Here is a 15,743-nt window from a genome sequence, read left to right on the forward strand (position 1 = left end):
AAAGGAGGCCCGCCATGAACCAGCTGATGGCATCAGCCAAACCGATCCTCGCCTCCGCCAGCACCGCGCGCATGGAAATGCTGACGCGCGCCGGCGTCGAGGTCGACCGGCGACCCGCCGATATCGACGAGCAGGCGGTGGTCGCGGCGATCGGTTCCGACGGCATGGACCCAGAAGACATCGCGGCCATCCTCGCGCAGGCCAAGGCCGACGAGGTGTCCGCGGCCAATCCGGGCCGGCTGGTCATCGGCTGCGACCAGACATTGGCGCTTGATGGTGAACTCGTCACCAAGCCGCCCAGCATGGAAGACGCCCGCCGCCAGCTTCTCGCCATGTCGGGCAAGAGCCATTACCTGCATTCCGCCGTGACGCTGGTGAAGAACGGCGAGGTCGAGTGGAGCCAGGTCGATACCGCCGTGATGAGCGTGCGCGAACTCAGCCCGGCCTTCATAGGTCGCTATCTGGCGCAGGCCGGCGCCGGGATTCTTTCGAGCGTCGGCGCCTACCAGCTGGAAGGTCTCGGCGCGCAACTCTTTGATAAGATCGAGGGCGACTATTTCACCGTGCTCGGCCTCCCGCTCCTGCCGCTGCTGGCGGAATTGCGCGCACGCGATATCCTGCATAGCTGACCAAGCCAGCGCGCCCCCGCACACCGGATACTGACGGACCCATGCTCATCATCGGACTGACCGGCTCCATCGGCATGGGCAAGAGCACCACGGCGCAGATGTTCCGCGACCGCGGCGTACCGGTCTTCGATGCCGACGCCACGGTCCACGATATCTATGCCGGGCCGGAAGCAGCCGAGATCGACGCAGCGTTCCCCGGCACGCTGGTCGACGGACGCATCGACCGGGTCAAGTTGTCGGAGCATGTGGTTGGAAACGATGCCGCGATGAAGCGGCTGGAGGCCATTGTCCACCCGATGGTTCACGCGCGGGAGACGAAATTCCTGCGCGAAGCACGAGAAGCCGGGTCACCCTTTGCGGTGCTCGATGTCCCGCTGCTGTTCGAAAACGGTTCGCAAGGACGCTGCGATGTCGTCGCGGTGGTCTCCGCGCCCGCCGAGGTCCAGCGCAAGCGCGTGCTGGAACGCCCCGGCATGAGCTTAGAGAAATTCGAGGCGATCCTCGCCCGACAGGTGCCGGACGCCGAAAAGCGCGCCCGCGCCGATTTCATCATCCCCACAGGCAACGGACTGCCGGCGGCGGAAAAAGCTGTGGACGAGATGCTCGCCGAATGCGCCGCGCGCACCGGCACGGCCTATGCGAATCGGATGGCCGGACGCTAGAATCTCAGGACAGTTTCCGGCCATGAGCCGGACCAGTCGAACCAGACCGGCGGCCAGTCACCCATGCGCGAAATCGTCCTCGATACGGAAACCACCGGCCTGCGCTTTCGCGAGGACGGCGACCGCATCATCGAGATCGGCTGCGTCGAGCTCGACAACCACATGCCGACCGGCAACACGTTCCACGTCTATATCGACCCGGAGCGCGACGTACCGGCGGAAGCCGTCGCCATTCACGGCATCACCAGCGAGAAACTGCGCGGCATGCCGAAATTCGCCGAAGTGGCGGCGGACTTCGCCGCCTTCATCGGCAACGATCCGCTGATCATTCACAATGCCGGCTTCGACGTGCCGTTCCTGAATTTCGAGCTGGAACGCTGCGGCCACCCGCTCATCTCGTTCGACCGCGTGGTCGACACGCTGCTGGTCGCGCGCCAGAAGCATCCCGGCGGCGGCAATCGTCTGGATGACCTGTGCAAGCGCTATGGCATCGACAACACGCGCCGCACCTATCACGGCGCGTTGCTCGATTCCGAGATTCTGGCGGAAGTTTACCTGGAACTGATCGGCGGGCGTCAGACCAACCTGACGCTGACCGCGACCGTCACCACGGCGCAGGCGATTTCACGCCGCGCCACGCCGCGGCCCTCGCCGCTGGCGCCTCGCCTCAGCGAGGAAGAACGCGCCCGCCACGCCGCTTTCGTACTGGAATTGTCCGAAACGACGATCTGGGCGCGCTACGAAGCCTGAAGCGTTTCGCGAAACATCGCCGCGAAACCGGTGAGAGCCCTGGTCCGCTCAGGCGGTGCCGGAATTCTCGCCAGACGTCGACATCTGCTGCACGCGCTGGCGATACAGGCCGATGAAGTCGATCGGCTGAAGCAGCACCGGCGGCACGCCGCCCGCACCCGTCGTATTTGCGACGATCTGGCGCGCGAACGGGAACAGCATGCGCGGCCCCTCGATGAAGACGATGGGGTGAAGCTGCTCCTTGGAGACGTTTTCCACCCGCATGATCGCCGAATAGACCAGCTCCAGGTTGAAGACGACGTTGTCGCCGTCGCCGGCCTTGGCCTCGATGGACAGGTCCACCTCGTAGTCGCTGTCCGACAGCGCCTTGCCACCGACATTCACCGCGACGTTCATCGGCGGGGCCTTGCCCTGGAACTTCTGCATCGCGGCAGCCGGGTTCGGGCTCTCGTAGGACAGGTCCTTGATGTACTGCGTGATGATGTTGATGCTCGGACCGGCCGCAGCGGCAGCAGCTGCGGGATCCTGTTTGGTTTCGTCTGCCATGTGGTCCTATCCGTTCAAGCGAGCCGGGGCGCCGGTTTCAGCCGGGTGCCTTGAAATCCCCGGGGTCGCTAGCATGTGGAGCGCCAAGCGACAAGCTTCGCGCGATCCGAGGGTCACGAACCGTGCGGCCCGCCACGGCGGTCGCTGGAGATGATTTCACCGTCGATCACGGGCGTCGGCCCGTCGCGCGGACCATGTCCGGGGGCGCCCGCTCCGGTTGAGCGGACGACGACCGTCATCATGTTCTTGCGAATGAAACGGGCCGCAGCTTCCCGCGTAAAGGGGACGGCAAGCAGGAAGCCGAGCGTATCGGTCGCGAAACCTGGCGTGATGAGCATCAGGGCTGCGGCAAGCAGCAGCAGACCCTCGACCACTCCCTGCACGGGAAGCTGGTCGTTTGCGAGGTCGCGCTGCGCCGTCTCGAAGACCTTCAGCCCCTGCCAGGAGACGAGGCCCGCACCGAGAATGCCGGTGGCAATGACGATGGCAATCGTGGCCAGCAGGCCGATCTCGCCGCCAACCACGACGAACAATGCGATCTCGATCAGCGGGATCGCGAGAAAAAAGGCTCCCAGCATCGGGAAGAAGCGGAACATGCACGCAAGCGCCTTGTCGCCAAAAGGGGAATGAGCTTCGCCGGTCGCGGCCACTGGACCGCCCGGCTTCTCCTCCTTACATAAGAACGAACCGCGACATTGAAACCTCAACAGGTCCGATGGCGCGTGAAAGAACGTCGGAATCATTCGCCTGCCCGGAAATTGGCTCCGGACGGGCGGGTCGTGATTTGAACCCTCTGGCTTTGTGGGCGTTGGAAACGAGATGGACGGATTTTTTGATTTTTACACGATCGTCTTTCTCGTGGTCGCGGTGGCGATCTTCCTGAGGCTGCGGTCCGTGCTGGGCCGTCGCACCGGGCAGGAGCGCCCGACGGGTGAGCAGATGGCCCATGCGCGCAAGCAGGCGGAGGAGGATAACGTCGTTCATCTTCCCGGCCGCGAGCCTGTCGCCAACACCAATGTCGAGGCCGAGCCGGAAAAGGAACCCGATACCCCGCTCGAGCGCACGCTCTTCGACATCCGCAAGATCGATCCGACATTCAATGCAGAGCGGTTCGTCGATGGTGCCAAGTCGGCCTACGAGATGATCGTGACGGCCTATGCCAATGGCGACCGCCGCACGCTGCGTCCGCTGCTGACGCGCGATGTCTATGACGGCTTCGTCACGGCCATTGCCGAACGCGAGAGCCGCGGCGAAACCGTGCAGTCCAATTTCGTCGGCATCGATGGTGCGGAAATCACCGACGCGACGCTGGCCTCGAAGGTCGCGACGCTGACGGTCCAGTTCACCTCCGAGATGGTGACGGCAACGCTGGCCTCCGACGGGACCGTGGTCGAGGGCGACCCGACCGAGGTGTCCACTGTCACCGACATCTGGTCGTTCACCCGTGACCTGTCCAACCGCGATCCGAACTGGAAGCTCGTTTCCACCGAATCGCCTGATGGCGACGACAGCTGATCCGAGGCGGGACCAGGGCCATGCGATGCGCGCCCTTTCCGTCTTTTCCAGAACAACGCTCGCGGTGGTTCTCGCCATGTCGCTGACGCTCGCCGGACCTGGCAACGAAGCCGCCGCAGCCGAGGCAAGCATCAAGCGCGCCCACTTCGCCGACCTGCCCGGTTGGACTGACGACGATCATCTCGCCGCACTGAAAGCCTTCGAGCAGTCCTGCACCGGTCCGCACCCGGCAACCATCGCCGCATCTGCCGATACCGCCGAAGAAACCCGCGGTGCGCCGAAGCCGCGCCGGGCGAAGTCACTTGTGCGCGCCTGCACCGCGCTGGTCGCATCCGGCGGCGCCGGGACATTTGACGGTGAGTCCGCCAGAGCTTTTTTCGAGCGCTGGTTCGAACCGGTCCTGATGACGCCGAAGGGCGAGAAGGCCGGCCGCGTGACCGCCTATTTCGAGCCGCAGCTTGCAGGCTCGGTCGCAAAGACGGATCGCTTCGCCGTCCCGCTCTTCGCCCTGCCGAAAGACCTCGTCAGCGTCAGCAGCAAGTCGCGTCCCGCAGGGTTCCCCGAAAACCTGAGTGCCGCGCGCCGTACGACCGAGGGCCTCACCCCATATTCTGACCGTGGCGCGCTGGCTGACCCGGAGGCGTGGGAATCACTCGAACCGCTTGCGTGGATCGAGGACCCGGTGGATGCCTATTTCGTCCATATCCAGGGTTCGGTGCGCCTCGCCCTGCCGGATGGTTCCGCGCTTCGCCTCGGCTTTGCCGGCAAGAACGGTCACCCGTATGCGTCGGCGGGCAAGGAAATGATCCGGCGCGGGCTGGTTCCCGCCGCAGGCATGTCGTCGAAGGCGATGAGCGACTGGCTCAAGGCCAATCCGGAAATCGCGCCGGACATCCTCGCGGTCAATCCATCCTACATCTTCTTCCGTAAGATCACCGGGCTGACGGACGACCTCGGACCCATCGGTGCCGAAGGCGTGCCGCTGACGCGCGGCCGAAGCCTTGCGGTCGATCCCCGGCACATCGGCTACGGCATGCCGGTCTACGTGACAGCCGATCTGCCGACGGGGACGGCCGCTGGAAAAGAGCCGTTTCGCCGGCTGATGATTGCGCAGGATACCGGCTCGGCCATTCGCGGTCCGGCGCGCGGCGACCTGTTCTGGGGAACCGGCGAAGATGCGGGCGATATCGCCGGACGGATCAACGATCCGGCGCAGTTCTATGTGTTGAGACCACGCGACGGGGGCAATGGAGATGTCGCGGCGCAAGCTGACTGACAGCGAAAAGGACGACTGGTCGCGCGTTGCGCGCTCGGTCAGCCCGCTGTCGCGCGAGGCGCGACAGCTCGCAACCCCGACGACCACGACCGAGGCTCCCGCCCCCAAAGCAAAGCCATCTAAGGAAAAGGCGCCTGCGTCGAAAAAGCCGAAGCAGGCGCCCAGGCCAAGGACCAGCAAGCCTGCGGCACCGCCACCTCTTCCCTCCATGGTACCAACGCCGGCAAGTCCTGCCGGACTGGACCAGTTCGCCACTCGCTATGTGCGCCGTGGCCGCGGCCCGGATGCGCGCATCGACCTGCACGGCATGACCCAGGCGGAAGCACATGGCCGGCTGCTGACATTTCTCCAGTCGCGCCAGCAATCCGGCGCGCGGCTGGTGCTGGTCATCACCGGCAAGGGCCGCTCCGGTGATACCGGCGACTGGTGGTCGGCGGGCGAGCGCGGCATCCTGCGCCGCGCGGTGCCGCAATGGCTGCAAAGTTCGCCTTACCGCGACCTCGTCGCCGGCTTCCAGACAGCGGGCCGGGGACATGGCGGAGACGGGGCGTTCTACGTGCAGCTTCGTCGCAAGGGCCGCAATGGTGGGCGTGGCGCATGACGCCGTTCGGACAGCGGATGCGCGACCTTCGCGACGAGCGCGGATTGACGCAGGTCGAAATGGCGGCCGCGCTGAAGGTGTCGTCGGCCTATCTCTCCGCGCTCGAGCACGGCCGGCGCGGGCGGCCGACCTTCGCCTTCGTGCAGCGGGTGATCGGCTATTTCAACATCATCTGGGACGAGGCGGAGGAATTGCAGCGGCTTGCGGCGCTGTCTGATCCGCGCGTCACCATCGACACCGGCGGCCTTTCGCCGAAGGCAACTCGGCTCGCCAACCGGCTGGCGCGCGAAATCCACCAGCTCGACGAGCCGGCCCTCGACGCGCTCAACGCGGTGATGGATGCCAACCGGCAGACCAAGACCCGCGACGACTAACGCGCGGGCCTGGCTCGGGTCGTAAGATGTTGGCTCAGAGAATGTAGCGGCTGAGGTCGGCGTTGCTGGCGAGATCGCCGATATGCTCGCGCACATAGGCCGCATCGACCTCCAGCGCCTCACCGGACTTCTCCGATGCCTCGAAGCTGATTTCGTCGAGCACGCGCTCCATGACGGTCTGCAGGCGCCGCGCGCCGATATTCTCCACCGACGAGTTCACCTTGACCGCGATGGACGCAATCTCGGAGATCGCGTCCTCGCTGAAGGTCAGCGCCACGCCCTCGGTGTCCATCAGCGCGATGTACTGCTTCACCAGGCTTGCTTCCGTGTCGGTCAGGATGCGGCGGAAATCGTCCTCCGTCAGCGCCCGCAACTCGACGCGGATCGGCAGGCGGCCCTGCAGTTCGGGCAGCAGGTCGGACGGCTTGGCGACGTGGAACGCGCCCGATGCCACGAACAGGATGTGGTCGGTCTTCACCGGGCCGTGCTTGGTGGCGACCGTCGTGCCCTCAATCAGCGGCAGCAGGTCGCGCTGCACGCCCTCGCGCGACACGTCGCCGCCGCCGACGCGCTGGCCCCCGGCGCAGATCTTGTCGATCTCGTCGAGGAACACGATGCCGTTGTTTTCGGTCAGTGAAATCGCTTCCTGAACCGCCTGATCCTCGTCAATCAGCTTGTCGGCCTCTTCCGCCAGCAGCAGGTCATGGCTGTCGCGCACGAAGACCTTGCGCTTCTGACCGCCGCCGCCGAAGGCCTTGCCGAACATGTCGCCGAGATTGACCATCCCCATCTGCGCGCCGGGCATGCCGGGAATTTCGAACATCGGCGCGCCGCCACCGCCGCGCACCTCGATCTCGATTTCCTTGTCGTCGAGGTCGCCTTCGCGCAGCTTCTTGCGGAACGAATCCCTGGTGGCCTGTCCCGCACCGGGGCCGACGAGGGCCTCGATCACCCGGTCCTCGGCGGCGAGATGCGCGCGCGCTTCCACTTCCTTGCGCTTCTTTGCCTTGATGAGGCCGATGGCGACTTCGACAAGGTCGCGCACGATCTGCTCAACGTCGCGGCCGACATATCCGACCTCGGTGAACTTCGTCGCTTCGACCTTGAGGAACGGCGCATTGGCGAGCTTGGCGAGACGGCGGGAAATCTCCGTCTTGCCGACGCCGGTCGGCCCAATCATCAGGATGTTCTTGGGCTGGATCTCGTCGGCGAGCGGCCCCTCGACCTGCTGGCGCCGCCAGCGATTGCGCAGCGCGATGGCCACGGCGCGCTTGGCGTCCTTCTGGCCAACGATGTAGCGGTCGAGTTCGGAAACGATCTCGCGGGGGGAAAAATCAGGCATTCAACTCAGCTTTCATGTGTTGCGGGGGGCAACCGGGCGATGAGCTCGTTTCGCGGCAGCGCGTTCAGGATGACGCGCCGCACGCTGGACCAGCCGATGGCGAGGCCGACGAGCAGCAACCCGAGAACGAGAAATGTCATGGGACCGCTTGCGGATCCCAGCAGCACCGACAGCGAAACGCCGATGGCCCAGCCGAGATAGGTCAGGCCGGAGACGAGCATGGCGCGCCGGTCGATCAGCAGTGCGATGAAGGCCAGCACCGCGATGATGGCAATGACGATGACCGCCGCATAGGGCGCGCCTGCATAAAGGTCGGCCGACAAGAACGAGAAGATGCTGTGCACGATGAGCGGCGCGGCGAGGAGATGCAGCCAGAACGCGCATTCCGAATGCCGCGTCAGCCGGTTCGGATCGGAAAGGTCGTACCGCATCGCGGCGGCAAACACGAAGAGACCGCAGATGCCGGCGACGATGGCGAGGTGGGTCGGCGCGATCTCAGGATCGAAAACGTGCGCGAGCGTCAGCGCGGTCGCAACAGCTGAGCCACCAAGCGGCAACAAAACGAAAGGCAGCCGGAACCGAAGGTAGAAGGCAACCGCCGCAAGGATGCTGGCAGCTGCTGCAATGACCGGGATGACGCTTTTGGCGATGTCGCCCGACCCACCCAGAAAGGCTGCGCCGAGAAAGGCTGCGGATATGGCGACCGAACCGCAGAACGACAGAACGACGATGATCGAGGCCAGCGGCATGCGTAGCTTCCGCGTCACCAGTTCGCCGAACCCCCAGCCCACACCGGCGAGGATTGCAAAGGCCGCCGCGCCGAGCAGCGAACGCCCGGAATTCATCTCGACACTGTCCCACGGCAGCACCGACAGCATCGTCGATCCAAGGCCAAGTGCGAGGATCAGGATACCGATGGCGAGGAAGAAATCGCGGAAGCCCCGGAACAGCCGGAACGGCTCGTCGGGGCTGGCATAGGCGGCCTGCCCGCCGAGGTCGGTGCGGGCAAGCGCCAGGATGCGCTCGCGCTGGTCCTCGGAGATGATTCCCTCGCGAACCGCGTGGTCGAGATGGGCTTCACTCGGCATCGATGGTTTCGACCGTGATCTTGTCGTTGGTGTAGACGCAGATTTCCGACGCGATTTTCATCGCCTTGCGGGCGATTTCCTCGGCGTCTGTCCCGGTGTCGGCAAGCGCGCGGGCCGCCGCCAGCGCGTAGTTGCCGCCCGAGCCGATGGCGATGATCCCGTCTTCCGGCTCCAGCACGTCGCCGTTGCCGGTCACCACGAGGCTGACCTTGGAATCGGCGACGATCATCATCGCCTGCAGGTTGCGAAGCGCGCGGTCGGTGCGCCAGTCCTTGGCAAGTTCGACGGCAGCGCGCGTCAGCTGGTCAGGATATTGTTCGAGCTTCTTTTCAAGCCGGTCGAACAGCGCGAAGGCATCCGCCGTCGCGCCGGCGAAACCGGCGATTACCCGGTCGCCGGACCCGATCCGCCGCACCTTGCGCGCCGAATGCTTGATGACGGTGTCGCCGATGCTGACCTGTCCGTCGCCGGCCACGACGGCCTTTCCCCCCTTGCGGACGGTGATGATCGTCGTGCCATGCCAGGCGGGAAGATTGCCGTTTTCGGCCATGTTTTGAAGGCTCCGTTGCTGTTCGCAGCTTCACCATTTAGGGGTCCGGGGCGGCTTTTGAAAGGCGGGCTGCTCAGCACCGGTTAACCGGATGCTGCCCCACGCACTGGAAAGCGGCGCTGCTCGCTGCTAAAAGCCCGGTTTCCGCAGGCGTCCGCCGCCTGCGGCATTTCCGCCAGATGACAGGTGCCACATGAGCATTGTCCGTCGCGCGAAGGTGACGCGCACGACCAACGAAACCGATATCGCGGTGTCCGTCGATCTCGACGGAACCGGGCAGGGCCGCATTGCGACCGGCATCGGTTTCTTCGATCACATGCTGGACCAGGTCGCCCGCCACGGGCTGATGGATCTGGACATCGCGGCGAAGGGCGACCTGCACATCGACATGCACCACACGGTGGAAGATGTTGGCATCACGCTGGGCCAGGCGGTCTCGCAGGCGCTCGGCGAGCGCCGCGGCATCCGCCGCTATGCGTCCTGCGACCTGCCGATGGACGAGGCGCTGTCGCGCGTCGCCGTCGACGTGTCCGGCCGCCCGTTTCTTGTCTGGCGGGTGCAGTTCCCGTCGGAAAAGATCGGAGCGATGGACACCGAGCTGTTCCGCGAGTTCTTTCAGGCGTTCTCCCAACATGCGAAGATCACGCTGCATGTCGAAAACGTCTATGGCGAGAACTCGCACCACATCGCGGAATCCTGCTTCAAGGGCGCGGCGCGCGCGTTGCGCTCAGCCTTCGAGATCGACCCGCGAACCGCAGACGTGGTGCCCTCAACGAAAGGAACCTTGAGCGTTTGAGGTTTTGAGGCTTTAACGCCTTCCTGAAACCGCGCTTGGGGTCTGACAGCCGATGGTTCTCTACACCGCGCACGCCCCGCAAGGGGCCGCACCGACCGGCCGCGATGCCGCAGACAAGGTCGTCTTCATCAAGGACGGCTTTGCCTTTGGCGGGTTCATCTTCACGTTCTTCTGGCTGTTCCTGCACCGGGTCTGGCTGGCCGCCATCGTCGTGCTGGCGCTGACCATGGCCATTTCCACCATTGGCCAAATCCTGCCGGAATACGCAACCGAAGCATGGCTTGTCGGGCTGCTGCTCTCGCTCATGGTCGGGCTGGAAGGCAACGAGTGGCGTCGCCGCGCGCTGGAGCGCAAGGGCTACACGCTGATCGGTGTCGCGTCCGGTCGCGATCAGGCCGAATGCGAACGCCGCATCCTGGAAGACTGGATCGAAGGCGCGCCCGCGCGCCCGGGCCGTTTCGTCGCAACGCCCACCGCGACGTCTTCCATTCCGGTGCCGCGCGAGGGCGCATCGCGCCCCGCCGCCCGCAAGGGCTATGGCGGAATCGTCGGCATGTTCCCGGAGCGCGGCAGATGACATCCGCGGTTGCGATCATCGACTACGGGTCAGGTAACCTGCACTCGGCGGAGAAGGCGTTCGCCCGCGCTGCGCGCGAGGCCGGTTCGCCGCTGGCGATCGAGGTCACCAGCGATCCGGACCGGGTGCGCGCGGCAGACCGCATCGTGCTGCCCGGCGTGGGAGCCTTCGCCGATTGCCGCGCCGGTCTTCACGCGGTGGACGGCATGGCCGATGCCATCACCGAAAGCGTGACGAAAGCGGCCAAACCCTTTCTCGGCATCTGCGTCGGCATGCAGTTGATGGCTTCGCGCGGCCTTGAATACGGCGAGACGCAGGGCTTCGGCTGGATCAGGGGCGATGTCGCCCGCATCGAGCCGTCCGACCCGACGCTGAAAGTGCCGCACATGGGCTGGAACACGCTGAACGAGGCGGGCGATCACCCGCTGCTCGACGGCGTCCCGACCGGCCCGGACGGCCTGCACGCCTATTTCGTGCATTCCTTTCACCTGAACCCGGCCGACGAGGGCGATATCGTCGCGCGTACCGACTATGGCGGCCCGGTCACGGCCATGGTCGCGCGCGGCAACATGGCCGGCACCCAGTTTCACCCGGAAAAAAGCCAGTCGCTCGGCCTCCGGCTGATCGCCAACTTCCTCACGTGGACCCCATGATCCTGTTTCCTGCCATCGATCTGAAGGACGGCCAGTGCGTGCGTCTCGTCAAGGGCGAGATGGACCAGGCGACGATCTACAATGCCGACCCGGCGGACCAGGCGCGCCAGTTCGCCGAGACCGGCTTTCCGTGGCTGCATGTTGTCGATCTCAACGGTGCCTTCGCGGGCCGCGCGGTCAATGGCGATGCGGTCAACGCGATTCTCGGCGCGGTGGGCGGTCGCATGAAGGTGCAGCTTGGCGGCGGCATCCGCACCCGCGAGGATGTGGCCCGCTGGCTCGAAGCCGGTATCGACCGGGTGATCCTCGGCACGGTCGCCGTGCGTGACCCGGAGCTTGTGCGCGACGTGGCCCGCGAGTTTCCCGGCCGCATCGTCGTCGGCATCGACGCGCGCGGCGGCAAGGTCGCGGTGGAAGGCTGGGCCGAAGCCAGCACGCTCGACGTGGTCGATCTTGCCCGCAAGTTCGAGGACGCCGGCGTCGCGGCCATCGTCTACACCGATATCGACCGCGACGGCATTCTCACCGGCATCAACTGGGACGCGACCATCGCGCTGGCCGAAGCGGTGTCGATCCCGGTCATCGCTTCGGGCGGCCTCGCCTCCATGGACGATATCGAGCGTTTGACGCAGCCCGACGCTGCAAAACTGGAAGGCGCGATTTCCGGGCGCGCGATCTACGATGGCCGCATTGACCCGCTTGCCGCGCTGACCCGGCTCAAGGACGCCGCCTGACCCATGCTGAAGACCCGCGTCATACCGTGTTTGGGCGTGAAGGATGGCCGCTCCCGCAACGCCCGCAGTGGCGGAGCCGCGAGGACGGGCAAACTCATGAACCGACGCGAACGGGACCGTGCGAAATGCTGAAGACCCGCGTCATACCCTGCCTCGATGTCAAGGACGGCCGCGTCGTCAAGGGCGTGCAGTTCGTCGACCTGATCGACGCGGGCGATCCCGTCGAGGCCGCGATTGCCTATGACGCTGCCGGTGCCGACGAACTCTGCTTCCTCGACATCACCGCCAGCCACGAGGATCGCGGCATCCTGTTCGACGTGGTGACGCGCACCGCCGAGGCCTGCTTCATGCCGCTGACGGTCGGTGGCGGCGTGCGCACGGTCGAGGATATCCGCAAGCTGCTGACGGCGGGCGCCGACAAGGTGTCCATCAACACCGCAGCCGTGCTGGACTGGCAGTTCGTCGCGCGCGCAGCCGAAAAGTTCGGCGAGCAGTGCATCGTCGTTGCCATCGACGCCAAGCGCGTGTCGGGCGAGGGCGAGGCGGCGCGCTGGGAAATCTTCACTCATGGCGGGCGCAAGCCGACCGGCATCGACGCGCTGGAATTCGCCCGCGAGGTGGTCTCGCTGGGCGCGGGCGAACTGCTGCTCACCTCCATGGACCGCGACGGCACGAAATCCGGCTTCGACAACAAACTGACCCGCGCCGTCTCCGATACGGTCGCGGTTCCCGTCATCGCGTCTGGTGGTGTCGGCACGCTCGATCATCTGGTCGACGGCGTGCGCGAGGGCCACGCGAGCGCGGTGCTTGCCGCCTCGATCTTCCACTTCGGCACTTACACCATCGGAGAGGCCAAGCGGCACATGGCAGACGCAGGGCTTGCCATGCGGCTCGATGGCATCGGGGAAGCGGCATGAGCGACCAGGTCGATCTTCAGCGCCTTTCCGAGATCGTCGCGCAGCGGGCGGGCGAAACCGGTGAAAAGTCCTATACCGCCAGTCTTCTTGCAGGCGGGCCGGAACGGTGCGCAAAAAAATTTGGAGAAGAAGCCGTTGAAGCCGTGATCGCGGCCGTCAGCGGCGACAAGGCGGCCTTGACGGCGGAAGTCGCCGATGTGCTGTATCATCTTGCCGTGCTGCTGCATGCCGCCGGCGTGCCGCTGGATGACGTCCACGCCGAGCTTGCCCGGCGGACGAGCCAGAGCGGACATGCCGAGAAGGCCTCGCGCAGGAAGGATTGACCCTGATGGATCAGATGGCCCAGACGGAACTCTCCCCCTACCAGAAGTTTTCCCGCGACCAGTGGTCGAAGCTGCGCGCCGACACGCCGATGACGCTCGACAAGGCGGAAATCGAGCACATGCGCGGCCTCAACGAGCATCTGTCCATGGACGAGGTGGAGATGATCTATCTCCCCCTGTCGCGCCTGCTCAGCCTCTACGTGGAAGCGACCCAGTCGCTGTTTCGCGCCACGCAGGAATTCCTGCACGCCGGCAAGGCCAAGATGCCCTACATCATCGGCATCGGCGGCTCGGTTGCGGTGGGCAAGTCCACCACGGCGCGCGTTCTCAAGGCGCTTCTGGCGCGCTGGCCCTCCACGCCCAAGGTTGACTTGGTGACGACGGACGGCTTCCTCTACCCCAACGCGGTGCTGGAGGAAGAACGCCTGATGGACCGCAAGGGCTTCCCGGAAAGCTACGACCGCGCGGCGATCCTCGAATTCCTGACGCGCATCAAGGCCGGAGACCGCTCGGTGCCAGCGCCGGTCTATTCGCACTTCACCTACGACATCGTCGAAGGTCAGCACGTGGTGGTGGACCGCCCGGACATTCTCATCCTCGAAGGGCTGAACGTGCTGCAGACCGGCACCATGCCGCGCGACGGGGAGGCGATCCCCTTCGTCTCGGACTTCTTCGATTTCTCGATCTATCTCGATGCCGACGTCCAGACGGTCGAGGACTGGTACGTGAGCCGCTTCCTGCGCCTGCGCCAGACGGCCTTCCGCGACCCCGGTTCCTACTTCCACCGCTACGCGCAGCTGGATGACGACGAGGCGCGCGAAACCGCACTGAAGATCTGGAACACGATCAACCTGCCGAACCTGATGGACAACGTGCGCCCTACGCGCCACCGCGCCGACCTGATCCTGCGCAAGGGCGACGACCACCGCATTGAATCCGTCAGCCTGCGCAAGCTGTGAATCTGGCCTGCCTCTGCGGGTCCGTCCGCGTCGTGCTGGAAAAACGCCCGGACTACATCCACGCCTGCAATTGCACGCTGTGCAGCAAGTCCGGCGCGCACTGGGGTTATTTCATCCCGGCAGAGGTCAGCGTCGAGGGGCAGACTGGTTCCTACGTGCGCGCCGACAAGCCAAACGCCGGCGCGGAAATCCACTTTTGCAGCAAGTGCGGATCGACGACGCATTTTGTGCTGACGGATGAAGCCATCGCACAGGTCGGCAACGTGGTGATGGGCGTTAACATGCGCCTTGCCGATGAGGCCGACCTCGCGGGCATCGAGCTGCGTTTCCCGGACGGTCGGGCATGGTCCGGCGAGGGCGCGTTCGGCTATGTGCGCGAACCACTCGTCTACGGCGAACCCTCAGGCACCTGACGCCCAAGTCACCGAAAAGTCAGATCGCGAACCCGTTCTGGCGGGCGAGGTCCTTCAGGTCCGCCTGCGGGCGTGCGCCCACATGCGAGATGACCTCTGCCGCGCAGAGCGCGCCGAGCTTTCCGCAATCGGGTGCTGACATGCCGCGCGCACGGGCAAACAGATAGCCCGCCGCGTAGAGATCGCCCGCGCCGGTGAGGTCGACGACCTGGTCGACGGGAGCGGCCGGCACGTCCACCCGGCTGCCCTTCTTGTAGATGCTCGCGCCCTGCGCCCCCCGCGTGATCACCGCTTCGCGCATCTGCCCGCCGAGATGGTCCATCGCGGTGGCGAGATCGCCTGTCTGGTAGAGCGAGCGCACCTCGTGCTCGTTGGCGAAGACGAGGTCCACTGTGCCTTGCTTGATGAGATCGAGGAACTCGTCGCGGTAGCGCTCCACGCAGAAGGCATCCGACAGGGTCAGCACCACGTCGCGCCCGGCCTCCTGCGCGGCCTTTGCAGCGGCAACGAAGGCCTGCTTGGCGTTTTCCGGGTCCCAGAGATACCCCTCCAGGTAGAGCATGCTGGCATCGGCCACCACGGAGGTGTCGATATCGGCGGGGGCCAGTTCCTGCGCCGCGCCGAGGAACGTGTTCATGGTGCGCTCGCCGTCCGGCGTCACCAGCACGAGGCAGCGCCCGGTGGCCGCGCCCGAATCGAGCGGCGCGGTGTCAAAATGAACCCCCAGCGCGCGAATGTCGTGGGCAAAGACGCCGCCCAGCGCGTCGTCGGCGACCTTGCCGGCGAAGGCCGCGCTGCCGCCCAGCGAGGCGATGCCGGCGATGGTGTTGGCGGCCGACCCGCCGGAGGATTCCATACCCGGCCCCATCTGCCCGTAGAGCGTTTCCGCCTCGTCCTGGCTGACGAGGTGCATCGACCCCTTGGCGAGATCGTGGCTTGCGAGGAACGCCTCGTCGCAGCGGGCGATCACGTCGACGATCGCGTTGCCGAGGCCGAGAACGTCGAAACGGGGCTGGCTCATTATGAAGGGTCTTTCGG

The 15,743-nt window shown here is 65.5% G+C and carries 21 protein-coding genes; 15 read left to right on the forward strand and 6 right to left on the reverse strand.

The window, feature by feature from the left end; all coding sequences use genetic code 11:
* The first annotated feature begins 14 nt into the window (after positions 1-14).
* The 3 genes from ACKTEK_RS14735 to dnaQ all read left to right on the forward strand — a co-directional run bounded on the left by ACKTEK_RS14735 (position 15) and on the right by dnaQ (position 2,041).
* On the forward strand, positions 15-629 hold the full coding sequence (locus tag ACKTEK_RS14735) for a Maf family protein (protein ID WP_409166044.1): 615 nt from the start codon (positions 15-17) through the stop codon (positions 627-629).
* 41 nt (positions 630-670) lie between these two features.
* Positions 671-1,291, forward strand: a complete 621-nt coding sequence (gene coaE / locus ACKTEK_RS14740) for a dephospho-CoA kinase (protein ID WP_409166045.1) — start codon at positions 671-673, stop codon at positions 1,289-1,291.
* A gap of 63 nt (positions 1,292-1,354) precedes the next feature.
* Complete coding sequence (gene dnaQ, locus ACKTEK_RS14745; protein WP_409166046.1) at positions 1,355-2,041, forward strand: DNA polymerase III subunit epsilon; 687 nt, start codon at positions 1,355-1,357, stop codon at positions 2,039-2,041.
* A gap of 48 nt (positions 2,042-2,089) precedes the next feature.
* Here dnaQ and secB read toward each other — a convergent pair whose 3' ends face one another.
* Positions 2,090-2,587 carry a protein-export chaperone SecB gene (secB, locus tag ACKTEK_RS14750; RefSeq protein ID WP_409166047.1) on the reverse strand — a complete coding sequence of 166 codons (498 nt, stop codon included), beginning with the start codon at positions 2,585-2,587 and terminating at the stop codon, positions 2,090-2,092.
* A gap of 113 nt (positions 2,588-2,700) precedes the next feature.
* The gene (locus ACKTEK_RS14755; RefSeq protein WP_409166048.1) at positions 2,701-3,183 is read right to left on the reverse strand and encodes an FxsA family protein; all 483 of its coding nucleotides are present in this window, start codon (positions 3,181-3,183) and stop codon (positions 2,701-2,703) included.
* Between the two features lie 223 nt (positions 3,184-3,406).
* On the opposite strand from ACKTEK_RS14755, the gene ACKTEK_RS14760 reads away from it, so the two are divergent.
* Genes ACKTEK_RS14760 through ACKTEK_RS14775 form a run of 4 tightly spaced genes read left to right on the forward strand, consistent with a single transcriptional unit; the run spans position 3,407 to position 6,353 of the window.
* Positions 3,407-4,102, forward strand: coding sequence for a Tim44/TimA family putative adaptor protein (locus ACKTEK_RS14760; RefSeq protein WP_409166049.1), 696 nt, complete (start codon positions 3,407-3,409; stop codon positions 4,100-4,102).
* A gap of 25 nt (positions 4,103-4,127) precedes the next feature.
* Complete coding sequence (locus ACKTEK_RS14765; protein WP_409166050.1) at positions 4,128-5,378, forward strand: murein transglycosylase A; 1,251 nt, start codon at positions 4,128-4,130, stop codon at positions 5,376-5,378.
* Positions 5,356-5,979, forward strand: coding sequence for a Smr/MutS family protein (locus ACKTEK_RS14770; RefSeq protein ID WP_409166051.1), 624 nt, complete (start codon positions 5,356-5,358; stop codon positions 5,977-5,979). The genes ACKTEK_RS14765 and ACKTEK_RS14770 overlap by 23 nt, the downstream gene beginning before the upstream one ends.
* The gene (locus ACKTEK_RS14775) at positions 5,976-6,353 is read left to right on the forward strand and encodes a helix-turn-helix domain-containing protein (protein WP_409166052.1); all 378 of its coding nucleotides are present in this window, start codon (positions 5,976-5,978) and stop codon (positions 6,351-6,353) included. Before ACKTEK_RS14770 ends, ACKTEK_RS14775 begins: the two co-directional genes overlap by 4 nt.
* Before the next feature lie 34 nt (positions 6,354-6,387).
* Here ACKTEK_RS14775 and hslU read toward each other — a convergent pair whose 3' ends face one another.
* Genes hslU through hslV form a run of 3 tightly spaced genes read right to left on the reverse strand, consistent with a single transcriptional unit; the run spans position 6,388 to position 9,333 of the window.
* Positions 6,388-7,695: an ATP-dependent protease ATPase subunit HslU gene (gene hslU / locus ACKTEK_RS14780; RefSeq protein ID WP_409166053.1), complete on the reverse strand. Its 1,308-nt coding sequence runs from the start codon at positions 7,693-7,695 to the stop codon at positions 6,388-6,390.
* 5 nt (positions 7,696-7,700) lie between these two features.
* On the reverse strand, positions 7,701-8,783 hold the full coding sequence (locus tag ACKTEK_RS14785) for a hypothetical protein (RefSeq protein WP_409166054.1): 1,083 nt from the start codon (positions 8,781-8,783) through the stop codon (positions 7,701-7,703).
* Positions 8,773-9,333, reverse strand: coding sequence for an ATP-dependent protease subunit HslV (gene hslV / locus ACKTEK_RS14790; protein WP_409166055.1), 561 nt, complete (start codon positions 9,331-9,333; stop codon positions 8,773-8,775). The genes ACKTEK_RS14785 and hslV overlap by 11 nt, the downstream gene beginning before the upstream one ends.
* A 193-nt stretch (positions 9,334-9,526) precedes the next feature.
* Between hslV and hisB the strand changes: the two genes are divergently transcribed.
* From hisB to ACKTEK_RS14830, 8 genes are all read left to right on the forward strand, one after another.
* On the forward strand, positions 9,527-10,129 hold the full coding sequence (gene hisB, locus ACKTEK_RS14795) for an imidazoleglycerol-phosphate dehydratase HisB (protein WP_409166056.1): 603 nt from the start codon (positions 9,527-9,529) through the stop codon (positions 10,127-10,129).
* Positions 10,130-10,181: 52 nt separating this feature from the next.
* Positions 10,182-10,706 carry a DUF2628 domain-containing protein gene (locus ACKTEK_RS14800; RefSeq protein WP_409166057.1) on the forward strand — a complete coding sequence of 175 codons (525 nt, stop codon included), beginning with the start codon at positions 10,182-10,184 and terminating at the stop codon, positions 10,704-10,706.
* Positions 10,703-11,359 (forward strand): imidazole glycerol phosphate synthase subunit HisH, encoded by a 657-nt coding sequence (gene hisH / locus ACKTEK_RS14805; protein WP_409166058.1) that lies wholly within the window; start codon positions 10,703-10,705, stop codon positions 11,357-11,359. Before ACKTEK_RS14800 ends, hisH begins: the two co-directional genes overlap by 4 nt.
* Entirely contained in the window at positions 11,356-12,093 is a 738-nt protein-coding gene (gene hisA, locus ACKTEK_RS14810) for a 1-(5-phosphoribosyl)-5-[(5-phosphoribosylamino)methylideneamino]imidazole-4-carboxamide isomerase (RefSeq protein ID WP_409166059.1), read from the forward strand. The genes hisH and hisA overlap by 4 nt, the downstream gene beginning before the upstream one ends.
* 125 nt (positions 12,094-12,218) lie before the next feature.
* Positions 12,219-13,010, forward strand: coding sequence for an imidazole glycerol phosphate synthase subunit HisF (gene hisF, locus ACKTEK_RS14815; RefSeq protein WP_409166060.1), 792 nt, complete (start codon positions 12,219-12,221; stop codon positions 13,008-13,010).
* Positions 13,007-13,333 carry a phosphoribosyl-ATP diphosphatase gene (locus ACKTEK_RS14820; protein WP_409166061.1) on the forward strand — a complete coding sequence of 109 codons (327 nt, stop codon included), beginning with the start codon at positions 13,007-13,009 and terminating at the stop codon, positions 13,331-13,333. The genes hisF and ACKTEK_RS14820 overlap by 4 nt, the downstream gene beginning before the upstream one ends.
* A gap of 5 nt (positions 13,334-13,338) precedes the next feature.
* Positions 13,339-14,292, forward strand: coding sequence for a type I pantothenate kinase (gene coaA / locus ACKTEK_RS14825; protein ID WP_409166062.1), 954 nt, complete (start codon positions 13,339-13,341; stop codon positions 14,290-14,292).
* 32 nt (positions 14,293-14,324) lie between these two features.
* Positions 14,325-14,705: an aldehyde-activating protein gene (locus ACKTEK_RS14830; RefSeq protein ID WP_409166063.1), complete on the forward strand. Its 381-nt coding sequence runs from the start codon at positions 14,325-14,327 to the stop codon at positions 14,703-14,705.
* Between the two features lie 19 nt (positions 14,706-14,724).
* On the opposite strand, the gene ACKTEK_RS14835 is transcribed toward ACKTEK_RS14830, so the two are convergent.
* A complete protein-coding gene (locus ACKTEK_RS14835; protein ID WP_409166064.1) occupies positions 14,725-15,726 on the reverse strand; it encodes an adenosine kinase in 1,002 nt (333 codons plus the stop codon).
* Positions 15,727-15,743: the final 17 nt, after the last annotated feature.

Origin of the sequence: Tepidamorphus sp. 3E244 (assembly GCF_046159835.1) — a bacterium.
GTDB lineage: Bacteria > Pseudomonadota > Alphaproteobacteria > Rhizobiales > Tepidamorphaceae > JACKJK01.